We start from the raw sequence: 13,265 nt of genomic DNA, 5'->3' as shown, positions 1-13,265 counted from the left end.
GTTCGGGTGACAGGTTGAGTCACGCGGCCTGGAGGGCCGGTGTGGTCATGACGGTCTCGTATTCGACGAGTGTGAGCTGGCCGAGGGCGGCTTGTCTGCGGCGTCGGTGGTAGGTCCGTTCGATCCAGGTCACGCCCGGATCGTGGTTCCTGGCGACTCGCACGACGTCCTGGCGGAACTTTTCCGGATAAGGCTTGGGCACAGCGACATCCTTCCCACCCGCCCCACAGGGCAAGCCAGTTCAGACGTCACCCGATCGTGCGGCAGACCCTAGTGAACCGGACCACGACCCTCGTGCCAGACCCCAAAACGCACCGCCGAAGCCAGCGCGAGAGTTGATCGGTGTAATGAGGGACGAGTCAGGAGCGTGCTGAAAATGGGGCAGCAGCAAATCCCGTACGCATCGGGGGGATCGCTCCTCGGTGATCGAGGCTGACGACCCAGGCGTACAGAGCGTCTGGGAAGTATCGGTCTTCCAGGGCGGAGGCAAGAGGTGTTCCGGCCAGACCTTCAAGTGTACGGAGTACCTCGGGGAAATCTGACCGGCGCAATCTTACGGCTGTGCGTGTGGCCGCCTCGGCCTTCCCGCGCCGCACCTGGTCATGCCATCGGACGAGTCCGGAGATGAACATATCGCACGCGTCCGCACGTCCTTTCCGTAGCTCATCGCGGTTTAGCCCAAAAACCTTGATGCTGTGTTGTCCTTTAGCCGTGCGCCATTTCAGCTCTCCTGTTTTCGGCAGCAACTTCAGATGGTCCGCTGGGTCGTCCACGGTTGGGTCGATCAGCATACAGGCGCCGGTTTCGGGGTCGCAGGGGAAGAGGTCGCGCTTCTCATTGCTGTTGCAGTGGGAGCAGGCCAGCAGGTGGTTGTCCCAGCAGAAGGTGCGCAGCGGGGTGCGAGTCTTCGGCTCGAAGTGGTCGATGTCGGTGCCCCGGCTGTCCAGGCAGTACATGCAGCGGATGCGGCCGGGTGCCATCTGCTCGAGCAGACCTTTGATGTGTCTTCGGGCAGGCTTCGCGGCCTTCCACTGTTCGCAGGCGGCATTGCTGGTGGCTCCGGCCTCCCGGACCTTCTCTGTACGGAAGTCGCACAACTTGGTCATGGTGTCCGTGGCAGGCAGCCGCTGTACAGGGATCACTCCTCACCCGCCAGGTGTGCCGCCATCTCATAGACCCGTGCGGTACGGGAACTCGTCAGCTCGGCCGCCAGCTTCTTGTACTCCGCGACCTCGCTGTCGCTCGCTTCGCCGTCGAAGACCTTCTCTTCCAGGTGCACGAGCAGCCTTCGCAGCTTGTCCGCGCGCTCGGAGTACGGAGTCTCCAGGCCGAAGAGCTCGGAGAGCACGGCGTCCTCGCCGCTTCCGTACACGATGCGCTGGTACAGATCCGGCGCCACGACCTCCGGCGCTCGCTGCTCCTCCGGTCCCGACAGCCGGATCAGTCCGCCCGGGTCGGCGGCCTGGCAGATGTACGGGCTATGGCTGGTCACGATGAACTGGATCCTCGGGAAGTGACTCTTCAGCCAGTCACCGATCCGCCGCTGCCAAGTGACGTGCAGATGCGCGTCCACCTCATCGACGATGACCACACCTGGCATCCGTACGAGTGGATGGCCAGCGTCGTCAGTTCCGGCATCGAGGGTCCCATAAGTGGTCTGGAGTTGTCGGACCAGATCAAGGACCAGTGCCACGACAGTACGGAAGCCGTCGCTCATCTCCCGCAGTGGATAAGCCCGGTCCAGTGCGTCGACCGGGGCCACCCATAGACCTTCGGACGACACCCGCAGTGCCCGATAGCCGTCAGGCAGCAGGCCATCGGAGAGCAATTCCTTGACGATATCCAGGAGCTCGGTGGCTTCCTCGCGGCCTTCCAGGCTGCGCAGCCGCAGCTCCTTGAGCCAGCTGACGCCCTCGGCAAGCGAAGCATCCTCGTGGAAGAGCGAGGCCATCCGCCCGGCAGGCCCCGGCGATACCATCATGCGTTGGGCTTGCCCACTGCCGCCCGCTAGGCGCCGGAACGGGCCGTATGCGGCGCAGAACCAGCCCTGTGGATGGTCGGACCAAGGGCCGCGGGCGGATGGTGAAGGGGAACCGTAGCGGACGTCGTCGAACGGTGACAGTGAAGGCTGCACGGGGCTGTCGAAGGGGTTGCCGGACGGGACGTCACCGCAGTCCGGCAGCTTCCAGTGCAGACCGAGCATCATGAGGCCATCCGGTCCTGGACCGCGACCGGTGAGTTGGTCGACCGTGTAGTCGGGCGAGACGGCTACTCGGGACCAGGCGGCCGTCTCGCCAGTAGTGATCCAGCTGCTGAAATCTTGAGAGAGAGTGCGGGCCACATGAGGGCCCGCGAGTGCGAGGGCCAGGGCGCGCAGGACCGTGGACTTTCCGGAGCCGTTACGTCCCGCGATCACTGTCCAGCTGCCGCCATCCTCGGGCTGGGGCAGCGCGAGCGCCTCCACCGCACGGGCCCCGGTAAAGCCCCGGATGTTGGAGAGGCCGAACTCTGTGACGTACACCCCGCCCCCCGGTCGATCATCTGGGTTCCCCGTGCGGGGATGGCGGGATCAGCCTCTCACGGTGTACTGAGCAGGGGGAGGGGTGAAGAGTTGATCAGACGAATGCCATGGCGCAGGAGGCGAGAGCGCTGTCCACGCGGGTGTCGGTGAGGATGAGCGCAGCGCTGACCTGCCTGCGCTCGCTCGCACTCCGGTGTTGCCCGGCCGCTAGGCCAGATCGTCCGCGATGACCTCAGTCTGCTTCAGGACACGTTCGACCGCGCCCGGCTCCTCGTCCGGCGGGTAACCGAAGTAGTTGAGCAGTAGCTTGACTTTGGCGCGGATCCGGTCCTGAGCCTGGCTCTTGATCCGCCAGTCGATGGTGACGTCTACGGCGACTTGTTCATACAGCTTGCGTGCGATCTTGGACAGGACGTCCTGTCCCATCTCCAGGGCGGACGGGTTGGCGGCGATGGCGTCGTAGAAAGCCATCTCGTGTTCGGTAAGGCCAAGTTCGGCGGCGCGCTCGCGAGAGGCGGACAGCGTCCGGGCGAGGTCGACGAGGAGGTCCGCGACCTCAGCGGAGGTGATGAGACCGTTGTGGTACCGATTCATCACCGACTTCATCTTCTCGGTGAACTCCTTCTGCCTGACGATGTTACTGGGGTGAGCCTCCTGGATCTCCTTGGCGATCGCTTCGCGGAGCGCCTTGAGCGCCAGGTTGGGGTGGCGGCTTTCCTTGAGTTGCCGTACGAAGCCTTCGTCGAGGTGGGAGAGGTCGGGCTTGGTGAGACCGGCGGCGTCGTAGATGTCCACGACGCCGTCGGCGGCCACCGTCTCAGCGTTTAGCTGCTCGATCATTCTGCGCACGTCGGCCTCGGTGGCAAGCCCGAGCTCCTGGCGGTGCTCGGCGGCGTGCTTGCGGCGTGAGGTGCGCACGGCCGCGAAGAAGTGGATGTCCGGGAGGAGGTCCTGGACGTCGGGGTGGGTGGAGCAGAGTGAGAACGCCTGGGAGAGCAGTCGTGAGAAGTGTCCGAAACGCTGGCTCCTAGTGGGCTGCCCAGGTTCCAGGCTGGGCTCCGCCGTCTCCAGGAGTTCGAGGACGTCCGCCAGCGCGTCACGGAAGCCGGTTGCCACCATCGTGCGCCGCCAGGGGCAGGCGTTCAGAACCTCGGACACCTTGCGGTGCATCTCGTGAACCGACTTCACGGCCTCCGAGATGTCCGCGCCAATTGTCTCGCGCTCCTGGTCCTCCTCGGAGTACTCGGCCAGCGCGTACTTGAGTTCCTTGGCCACGCCCAGGAAGTCCACGACCAGGCCGGATGGCTTCTCATCCCAGGTGCGGTTGACGCGCGCGATGGCCTGCATGAGGGCGGCGCCGCGCATTCGGCGGTCCAGGTACATGGTGTGCAGGGGCGGGGCGTCGAAGCCGGTCAGCCACAGGGACTGGACGATGATCAGCTCCAGCTCGTTATCGGCGTCGCCGACACGCTTCTGGATCTTTTTCAGCTGGTCGGGGGTACGGACGAAGTCCGCGATGTCGTCCGCGTCCCGCCCCGGGTTACCGGTGAAGACCACGCGGATCTTGCCGGTGTCGTCCGGGTAGAGACCGGAGTCCGGGTCTGGAGTGCCCGTCCACGCACGTCGGCGCTCGGCGAGGGCGCGGAAGAGCCGAGCGGCGTTGCGGCGCGAGGAACAGACGATCATTGCCTTGCCGGCCCGGCCGGTCAGTTTGGTCATTTCCCGGCGTCTGGTGTCCCAGTGGCCGAGGATCGTGTCGGCCATAGCTCCGATGCGTTCAGGGGCACCGATCAGGTCCTCGAACCGGGCGAAATGCGTCTGGGCCCGCGCCTTCTCCTCCTCGCTCAGACCCTCCACGAGGCCCTCGGCTCTGGCATTGAGCTCGTCCAGGTCAACGCCGTCGGGCAGGGCGACCTTGTGCAGGATCGGCTCGTAGAAGACAGGCACGGTGGCGCCGTCGTCGACGGCCTGGGTCAGGTCGTACGTGTGGATCGTCGGGCCGAAGACCTGACGGGTGGACCCGGTCTGGTTGTCGATGGGAGTGCCGGTGAAGGCGATGAAGGTGGCCCCGGGGAGTGCGTCCCGGAGGTTGCGTGCGAAGCCGTCCTCCAGGTCATAGTGGCTTCGGTGCGCTTCGTCGACGATGACGACGAGGTCGCGGCGGTCGGTGATCAGGGCATGCCGGGCACCTGCGTCCCGTTCAGCCTTGCTCAGCCGGAACTTCTGCAGGGTGCTGAAGATGATGCCGCCGCCCGACTCGCGGCGGGTGAGAAGTTCGCGCAGCTGGGAAGCTGTGGTGGCCTTCGTCGGGGTGCCGCCGATCATCGCCAGGCTCTTGCTCTTCACGAAGGTGTCGAAGAGCTGGGTGTCCAGGTCGATGCGGTCGGTAAGGAGCAGGATGGTGGGGTTGGGGAGCTCGGGGATCTGGGCGGTGAGACCGGTGTAGAAGAGCATCTCCTCGCTCTTGCCGGCGCCTTGGGTGTGCCAGACGACACCGGCTCTGCCGTCCGTGGCCACCGCGGAGGCGGTGGCGGCGATCGCCTGGCGGACGGCGACGTACTGGTGGACCTTGGCGAGCTTCACAGTGTCGGGTTCGCCGCCGGTTCCTTCAGCGGAGTACGAGAGGAAGTTGCCGACCAGGTCGAGGAAACGGTCGGGCTCGAGCGCGCCGTGAATCATGCGGTCGAGGGCGCGGTCATCCTGCCGTTCGTGCGAGCGGAGCAGGGTTCCGTCTTCCTCGGCATGCCAAGGGGCCATGTGCTGCCACGGCGTGAAGGGAGTTCCGAGGCGAGCGGATATGCCATCGCTGGCGAGGGCGAGGAGGACGGTGCGGAAGATGCCGTCGGGTTTGAGTTCGCGCCGGTAGTTCTGGATCTGTTCGAAGGCGGCGCGGGAGTCATCTGGGCCGCTCGCCTTCTTGAGCTCGATGGCAGCTAGGGGAAGCCCGTTGACGTACAGAACAATGTCGAAGATTAAGGTGCGATCACGGATGCCCTTGACCCGGACCTGGTTCGCTGCGATGAGATCGTTGCCGTGGGGGTTTGCGAAGTCGATGGGGCGGACGGTGAGGTGCCGCTCATCCTGGGAGCCTGGTGACGTGTAGGACACCTTCACACCGGCTTTGAGTCGCTGATAAAAGGCCCAGTTCAGCCGCACCTCGTTCGCCGGAAACTTGGCCAGCAACTTCTCGATCGCGTCCTCGACGGCGATCGAGGGCAGCGATGGATAGCGGGTGGCGATGGCCGTCCGCAGCCTTGGATAGAGGACGAGGTCATCCCACCCCTGCCTCTGGCCGTCACGCGGTCGGAGAGCGGCACCCGGGATGTATCGCCAGCCGCGCTCGCCGAGCTCATCGAGCGCGTAAAACTCCCACTCCTGCTCGGACATGGGACGATCGGCGACCCCGTCCGTCCCCCCGTCGCTGGTCATGTGGCGTCCTCCACCATGCGTTCGGCGACCTTGACACGGATCTTTCCAGCGACGAGCTGGGGGAGCAAGGTGTCACGGAGCTCGGCGAGTGTGCGGTTCTCTTCCTTGGCGTGAACCGAAATAGCCAGGAGTTCGCGGGAGTGGTAATTGAAGCGACGCATATTCTCTGGGCCTGGAATTCGAGTTCGTAGTGCCAGGGCGTGGTTTCTGTTCACTCCGGGAACGGCAGAATCCCCGAGTAGCGACTTGAGCCCTGCGGCATCAAGGATGAAGTACAATGCATCCGCACTGATATCTGGATTGGTTGCACATGCATAATATGCAGTATCGATAATCCAGCCGCCTTCCGGCATCCATGACACGTGGCCGGCGTTTGCGCCCTTACGGCCAACGACTGGGCATGGTTTTTCGATCAGTGAGGCGTTGTGCCAACCCACTTGTCCAGTGCAGCCGAATACGGGAACGGCGCCTGCGTGGCGTTTCGGCTCAGGGAGCGATTTTCCGTAGACGAGGATGGCAAAGTCGCCAACCCTGGCTTCTTCATGTTCGGCTTGCGTGGAGTTCTTAAGTAGAGTCCGACCGAGCTCGATCGAATTGGTGGCGAGCTTCTCGTTGGCCGAGAGCTTGTCATCCAGGGCACCGAGGACTTCAGCGATGGCCCGCTGTGTTGCGTGAGATGGAATGCGGACCGGAACGTCCTTGATGTAGTTCCGGTTGAGCATGGGCTGCACTCCCCCCGAGTTATAGGGGGTGAAGTCGAAATACTTGAGGAAGTAATAAACGAAACCGGGGTCATTTCCGTAAAAATCGGTTACAAAAAGTGTCGTGTTCAGAGGCCAGAAGGACTCACGTACGCGAGTTACAACACCCATCGCGCCGGCACGGCCGATGGTGATACCGCCGCCTCTTACCATCGCTTGGTTGTGTCGGCCGATGATGCCCGATGCTCCTACTACGGGGACTGGCCCAGGGGATCGCTGATCACTCGACAAGTCGAAACCACGTTGCAGCGCAACTACCTTCCCGAGCGGGACTGTCCGCCAGTCGGCGCTCATTCGATCCTCCCCAACTGCTCCTCCACGACCTTGGCGAGGCGCTCCGACTCGGCGAACTGCTCCCGCAGCAGCGTCGTCAGGCGCTCGATCTTGGCCTCGATCGGTTCTGTTTCAGGGTCCTCGGCGGCCTCCACGGCGCCTACGTAGCGACCCGGCGTGAGCACGAAGTCGTGCTCACGCAACTCGTCAAGGGCGACGCTGCGGCAGAAGCCCGGCAGATCGACGTACTCGGTCTTCTGATCGGCACCCCGCCAGGACCGGAACGTTCCGGTGATCCGCTCCAGTTCTTCCGCGCTCAGGTCTCGCATCGTGCGCGTCTTCATATAGCCGAGCTCGCGCGCGTCGATGAACAGGATCTGTCCCTTCCGCTCCGGTGAGATCCACGGCTCCTGACCACGCCGCTTACCCTTGCTCTCCGCGAGAAACCACAGACATGCTGGGATCTGCGTCGAGCGGAACAGCTGTCCCGGCAGCGCCACCATGCAGGCGACCAGGTCGTCCTCCACCATCGCCCGCCGGATATCGCCCTCCCCACCCGACTTGCTGCTCATTGCCCCGTTGGCCAGGACGATTCCGGCCCGTCCGCCCACCGCGAGCTTGCTGACCATGTGCTGGATCCACGCGAAGTTTGCGTTGCCGACCGGCGGAGCCCCGTACTTCCAGCGGTCGTCCATTCCGAGCCGCTCGCCACCCCAGTCGGAGATATTGAACGGTGGGTTGGCGAGGACTACATCGGCCTTCACGTCGCCATGCTGGTCGTTATGGAAGGAGTCGGCCGGCTCCTCACCCAGATTCACCTCTATTCCGTGGATGGCAAGGTTCATCTTGGCGAGCCGCCAGGTGGTCTGGTTCCGCTCCTGGCCGAAGACCGAGACGTTGAAGCGGTTGCCCTCATGCAGTTCCACGAACTTCTCGCACTGCACGAACATGCCGCCCGAACCGCACGCCGGGTCGAGTACCCGCTCGCGCTCCTTCGGCTCCAGCATCGCCACCAACAGCTGCACCACCGACGGCGGCGTGTAGTACTCGCCGCCCTTGCGCCCCTCGGCGAGTGCGAACTGTTCCAAGAAGTACTCGTACACCTCCCCCATAAGGTCGCGCGCCCCGGCCCGCTTGCCGTCCAGCGCGATCTGCGACTGGAAGGTCAATTGGTCGAGTAGCTTCACAAGCTCGGCCAGGGTGGTCTCGTCGACCCGGCCGCTGTTGTAGATCTTCGGAAGGGTCTCCTTCAGCGGCAGGTTGAACTTCTCGATGGTCTTCATGGCTGAGTCGATGACCTCACCGACGCTCGGCCCGTCCGTGCTGACCTTGGCCCGCTTGAGAACCTCTCCCCACCTGGCGGTCGGCGGAACGTAGAAGATCCCCGATCCGGTGTACTGCTTCGGGTCCTCCACCGTCTTGAGGATCAGTTTCTCCGAGGCCCCGCCCTCCAGCCCCATCTCGGCGAGCAGGCTGCCGCCGCGCAACGCCTTCTCCAGTTGCTCCCGCTTCTCCTCCATAGCGTCCGAGACGTACTTGAGGAATACCAGGCCCAGGACGAAGTGCTTGTACTCAGCTGCATCCAGGCTGCCGCGTAGCTTGTCGGCGGACTTCCAGAGGATGGACTTCATGTCCTCCGGCTTGGCTTGCTTCTTCTTGCGGGGCGGCACGGGAGCTCGTCTCTTCTCGCAGCGGGCACTGACGGGAGTGTGTCGCAGTCCAGTCTTATACAGATTCACCTCACGTACCGTCGCGTCAGCGCAACTCTCAGGCCACGATCTGTCTGCCAGGCCCTTCAAGGGCCGTGCACCTCCTCGCGGTGTCGTTCCGCCTCGTCCAAGGAACGCCGACTGGGCCCTCTCCGCAGGTGGTAGGCGAGCCGATGCCGCCAGCGGATGTCGGTGGTCGATGATCCCAGGCCTGAGTCGACACCGATCAAGGTCATCTCGCCCGGCGGCGTACGAGGCGCCGGCTTCGCGGGCCGCGGTGCTGGGAGGGCAGGTCGATCGGGACGTCATGGAGCCGGGCGGTCGCGGCGCCAGAAGGTGGGGAGCCACCAGCAGAGCACTGAGCGGTCGTCGGGCCACGGGGCACGGTCCTTGGCCTCCCGTTGCTCGAAGATGTCGCGCGTCAGGTCGATCGGGCGCAAGCCGGACCGAGGGGCTCGTCCGCTGCCGAGGGCCGGATTTACTTACGCCATGGTCAGCTCTGTCATGCTGAGACCGTCAGTGCCGTCGCTGCTGGAGGAGTGCATGACCGCTCACCTCGGTCCCCTTGTCGTCAACCGTCGAAGCGGCGACGAGCCGATACGGTTGGTGGCGCGGTCGTGGGCTCCCTGGGTGACTTCTGGAGCTGGGCGTGCTCTGATCTGGCGAACAACGTCATGCGTGGCGTACTGGCCGAGTACCTCGTCGCCATGGCGCTGGGCGAAGTCGACGGTACTCGGTCCGAATGGGACTCAGTCGACATCCGGACGGCCGAGCAGTGGCGGATCGAGGTGAAGTCGGCGGCGTACTTGCAGTCGTGGGCTCAGCTGAGGCCGTCGGAGATCTCGTTCTCCATCGCGCCGGCCACGGGCTGGGATGCCCAGACAGGTTTGACATCGAACGACGTGCTTCGCCGCTCGGACGTGTACGTCTTCTGCCTGCTGCACCACGAGGAAAAGCAGAACCTTGATCCCCTCGACCTCAGCCAGTGGACCTTCTTACGTGCTGTCCACTCGAGTGCTGGACGAACGATGTCCCGGACAGAAGACAATCAGGCTCTCCAGCCTCCAGCGACTGGAGGCGGAGCGGGTTACCTTCTCCGGCCTGCGCAGGGCGGTGGCCGCATGCGCTGGTGGTAGCGGGTAGAGAACCGGGGGGCCGTCTGTACGCTGCCACGTCTTGGGAGCCGTCTGGGAGCCGACTGGCTCCCAGAGACCCTTACAGGCCACGCGAGACCGACCGGGGCCATGCCCGTAACCAGGGGGAATGTGATTCGGGCAGGTGGGATCGGGGGGCGGGCCTCGTTCGGGACGAAGAGGTCGTGGGTTCAAATCCCGCCACCCCGACAGATGAAACACCAGGTCAGGCCCCTGACTTCTGCTCATGGCCTCTCTGGCGATATTTGGCGAAGATCACGAATCCTTCGTCGTGGGCTGTCCCGCCCTCCGGGGACGGAGCAGGCGGTCCAACACCCCAACCGGGGAGCGCCCGTCCATCGCCGCGCGAACCGCCAGGGCCGCCAGCCACACCCCGTTGAGGTCGTCACAAAGCTGCCGGCGCATCAGAGACGTGACGTGCGAGTAGCGCGCGGCCACAGATCCGTCTTCGTGCCCCATCCGCTCATCCTTCAGCTTCGCGGGCGTGCCCCGCTCGTCCATCATCGCCTTGCCGGGACGGCTCCCCCGCGGGCCGCCCGGGGCGTCCGGCCGGGCCGGAACACCCCGTCGCCGGCCCCCTCCCGCGCCCGTCCCCGCTGTCTCAATCATCCCGTGGAGGGCCGAAGAGGCCAGGCTTTTGCCCTCAGCCAAAACGGACTCGGTATTTCAACCCACCGTGGGGGCGGGCGGTCGGACGCCGCGAGGTCACCGGAGGGCACCCCCGCCAACGCGTGCGGCGGGGGTGCCCTCCGGCCCCTGGCGCCGGGCGGCACGGGTCCGGGCGCCGGAGGCGAGAAGGGGCCGGCCGACACCAGCGGGTCCGGGGGATCACGTCGCCGGGGTCGGGACTGGCCGAGGGGCCGCCGTCCCGGGCGGTCAACGGCGAGCCGACTTGGGTGCTATGTCCATTCTCGCCCGTTTGTCGAACCTCCGACGTCGGTCGAACGTCCGATGTCAGGCCGGCCCTTTGGTTGTTACTTTCAGCGCCCCCCATATTCCTCGACTCTGGGAGCCGAGTTGATAACAAGAAAGAGAGTCAGTCGAGCGTTGGTCGCGGTGACCGCGATATGCGCGACACTGCTGGTCTCGCTCGGCCTCGCGCAACCGGCAACCGCCGCGCCGGCGTGGCCGGTCATCAGTAACGGTTCGACGGGCGCCGACGTCGGCGCCGCCCAGTACCTGCTCCGCAGCCACGGTCACGACATCGCCGCCGACAACCAGTTCGGGGCCGCGACCGAGAGCGCCACCGTAGCCTTCCAGAAGTCCAAGGGGTACGAGGCGGACGGCGTCATCGGCGTGGAGACCTGGCCCGGCCTGGTCGTCACCGTGCGCGAGGGCGAGAGCGGCGACGCGGTGGCCGCCGCCCAGACGGCCCTGAACAAGCACGGCTACGGACTGGCCGTGGACGGACAGTTCGGCTCGGGGACCGCCTCCGCGGTCACCAAGTTCCAGAACGACAACGGCCTGACCGCTGACGGCATCGTCGGCCCGGAGACCTGGCAGAACCTGCTCGGTCAGGGCGGCGGCGGTGGCGGCGGCAGCTACTCCCTGCCCATCGCCCGCGACGCCCTCTCCCGCGACCACTACAACGCGCCGCACCACGACTACCCGGCCCTCGACCTGCCGGTGGGCACCGGAACCCCGGTGTACGCGGTGCACTCCGGTGTGGCGAACCAGATCAACAACGACCGGTGTGGCATCGGGTACGAGGTCGTCGGCAACGACGGCGCCACGTACTACTACTGCCACTTCTCCGCCCACGGCGTCGGCTCCGGCGCCCAGGTCGACGCCGGCACCCAGCTCGGCCTGTCGGGCAACACCGGCAACTCCACCGGCCCGCACCTGCACCTTGAGGTCATCGCCGGCGGGGCCAACCGGTGCCCGCAGAACGCCATGTTGGCCATCTACGACGGCAACAGCCCGCCCGCTCCGGGTGACCTGCCGACCAGCGGCTGCATCGAGTAACGCGTCACCAGCCCAGTCCAGGGCCCCGGCAGGTCCCCACGACCTGCCGGGGCCCTGGTGTCGTACCCGCTCCCCCGGTCCTCGACGAGCCGTGAACGGCGCCCGGGCCGAGGCCCCTCCCGAGAGGCCGGGGGCTTCCGAAGAGGAGCGCGCCCCCGACAGGGCGCCCCCACAGGCGAGTTCCGCCCCCGCCCCCTTCTTCTCGGCCCCTTTCCGAGCCCCCGCGTCAGGGGCCGCGGCACCCCCGAGCGACGCCCCGGCGGGCGGACGTCGGAACCGTCACGGACCGGGGCGGCCACCGGGCGGAGCACCCCGGCACGGACACCCTTGAGCACCCTCAGGGGCACAGCCGCTCAGAGGCCCTGAAGCACCCCGGCCGCGCCCTGCGGCGGCGTGGATCAGGGCGCCACCAGGCCAGCGCGCAGGCCAGTGCTCAGGACAACGGGGTGGGACCACGCTGGGTCGGTATGCGGTGGAGCAGTTCCCACAGGGGGCGGGAGCCGGACGCCCACTCGCCCAGCAACCACCGGTCGACCAGGTGGATACGGTGCTGCCGACCCCAGGGGACTGCCTTGGAGGTGAAGCGGCCGTTGGTGAGGACCACCGCGACGTCCGCCCCGTGCACCTGTCGAGCCGTACCGTTGACCTGCTGCAACACCCCGACGCCCACCGCTGAGCCACGCTCGCCGTCACGACGGTGCTTGCACTGGATGGCCCACACCCGGCCCTGGGGGTCGGTGGCCCGTACGTCGCAGGCGTCGTCCCCGGCACCGCCCAGCCGCTCGGCCCGGCAACCGTCCCGGCGCATCAGGTCCCGTATCGCGAACTCGAACTCCCGGTGGTCCAGGCGGTCCAACTCGTGCAACCGCAGACGCAGCGCCCGTTCCCGGGCCCGCTGCCACTCGGCCTCCCGTTGCGCCCGCCGATGACGCATGAGGGCCACCGCCCCCACCAGGAGCACGGCCAGCAACGGGACCCACCAGTGGTCGAGCAGCCAGCGCAGCAACGCGAACCCGAGGACCACCAACAGCACCAGCCCGACCGGCCCTCCGACCTTCGCCAGCGCCCGGTCCTGCCGTCGGGCCGGTCGACGGGCGGGGCGCCGCCTCGGCCGGCGACTCATCCGCCCGCCCCCGGACCGTCCGCGCCCGGCCCGGGGCACCCCCTCCGTACCCTCACCAAGGAACTCACCTTCCACCGACTGTGGTTGACCTCACCCTGGGGGATGACAGCACAGCCCTCTGACAGCGGGTCAGGCGTCGGTCACCACAGGTGAGCGGTTTCGGCCAGGCGTAGGACCCCGAGGCCACCCCCGGCATCCCGTGTGACCTGGGCAACGGGCCCCTCACGCGCAGGAGTTCGGCCAATCTCGATCACGGTGCCTCCCCGCTCCCACGGGACGAGGGGCAACGCCCGGACGGAGCGTGACGAGGTACCGGTGACGGCGGGCGGC

9 protein-coding genes are annotated in these 13,265 nt (G+C 66.3%); 2 read left to right on the top strand and 7 right to left on the bottom strand.

Features of this window, described 5'->3' with window-relative positions; translation table 11 throughout:
* Positions 1–19 precede the first annotated feature (19 nt).
* From ABZT14_RS12870 to ABZT14_RS12845, 6 genes are all read right to left on the bottom strand, one after another.
* On the bottom strand, positions 20–202 hold the full coding sequence (locus tag ABZT14_RS12870; RefSeq protein WP_356301287.1) for a hypothetical protein: 183 nt from the start codon (positions 200–202) through the stop codon (positions 20–22).
* 157 nt (positions 203–359) lie between these two features.
* Positions 360–1,106, bottom strand: coding sequence for a hypothetical protein (locus ABZT14_RS12865; RefSeq protein ID WP_356300504.1), 747 nt, complete (start codon positions 1,104–1,106; stop codon positions 360–362).
* 32 nt (positions 1,107–1,138) lie between these two features.
* Positions 1,139–2,521, bottom strand: coding sequence for an AAA family ATPase (locus tag ABZT14_RS12860; RefSeq protein ID WP_356300501.1), 1,383 nt, complete (start codon positions 2,519–2,521; stop codon positions 1,139–1,141).
* 207 nt (positions 2,522–2,728) lie between these two features.
* Positions 2,729–5,950 carry a type I restriction endonuclease subunit R gene (locus tag ABZT14_RS12855; protein WP_356300498.1) on the bottom strand — a complete coding sequence of 1,074 codons (3,222 nt, stop codon included), beginning with the start codon at positions 5,948–5,950 and terminating at the stop codon, positions 2,729–2,731.
* Positions 5,947–7,005 carry a restriction endonuclease subunit S gene (locus ABZT14_RS12850; protein WP_356300495.1) on the bottom strand — a complete coding sequence of 353 codons (1,059 nt, stop codon included), beginning with the start codon at positions 7,003–7,005 and terminating at the stop codon, positions 5,947–5,949. The genes ABZT14_RS12855 and ABZT14_RS12850 overlap by 4 nt, the downstream gene beginning before the upstream one ends.
* Positions 7,002–8,654: a class I SAM-dependent DNA methyltransferase gene (locus ABZT14_RS12845; protein WP_356300492.1), complete on the bottom strand. Its 1,653-nt coding sequence runs from the start codon at positions 8,652–8,654 to the stop codon at positions 7,002–7,004. The genes ABZT14_RS12850 and ABZT14_RS12845 overlap by 4 nt, the downstream gene beginning before the upstream one ends.
* A 656-nt stretch (positions 8,655–9,310) precedes the next feature.
* Here ABZT14_RS12845 and ABZT14_RS12840 point away from each other — a divergent pair.
* A complete protein-coding gene (locus tag ABZT14_RS12840; RefSeq protein ID WP_356300489.1) occupies positions 9,311–9,829 on the top strand; it encodes a hypothetical protein in 519 nt (172 codons plus the stop codon).
* 1,065 nt (positions 9,830–10,894) lie between these two features.
* Positions 10,895–11,812 carry a peptidoglycan-binding protein gene (locus tag ABZT14_RS12835; RefSeq protein WP_356300486.1) on the top strand — a complete coding sequence of 306 codons (918 nt, stop codon included), beginning with the start codon at positions 10,895–10,897 and terminating at the stop codon, positions 11,810–11,812.
* Between the two features lie 433 nt (positions 11,813–12,245).
* Here the strand turns inward: ABZT14_RS12835 and ABZT14_RS12830 are convergent, their stop codons facing one another.
* Entirely contained in the window at positions 12,246–12,935 is a 690-nt protein-coding gene (locus tag ABZT14_RS12830) for a restriction endonuclease (RefSeq protein ID WP_356300484.1), read from the bottom strand.
* Between the last annotated feature and the right edge of the window lie 330 nt (positions 12,936–13,265).

The organism is Streptomyces sp. NPDC005438 (genome assembly GCF_040606315.1).
Taxonomy (GTDB): Bacteria; Actinomycetota; Actinomycetes; order Streptomycetales; family Streptomycetaceae; genus Streptomyces.
The sequence above is the reverse complement of the archived record's forward strand: the minus strand, read 5'-3'. Positions and strand labels throughout refer to the sequence as shown.

Excerpts from the sequence above, each read along its gene's own strand:
- ABZT14_RS12865 (WP_356300504.1), bottom strand. The coding sequence starts at position 1,106 with ATGACCAAGTTGTGCGACTTCCGTACAGAGAAGGTCCGGGAGGCCGGA.
- ABZT14_RS12850 (WP_356300495.1), bottom strand. The coding sequence starts at position 7,005 with ATGAGCGCCGACTGGCGGACAGTCCCGCTCGGGAAGGTAGTTGCGCTG.
- ABZT14_RS12855 (WP_356300498.1), bottom strand. The coding sequence starts at position 5,950 with ATGACCAGCGACGGGGGGACGGACGGGGTCGCCGATCGTCCCATGTCC.
- ABZT14_RS12830 (WP_356300484.1), bottom strand. The coding sequence starts at position 12,935 with ATGAGTCGCCGGCCGAGGCGGCGCCCCGCCCGTCGACCGGCCCGACGG.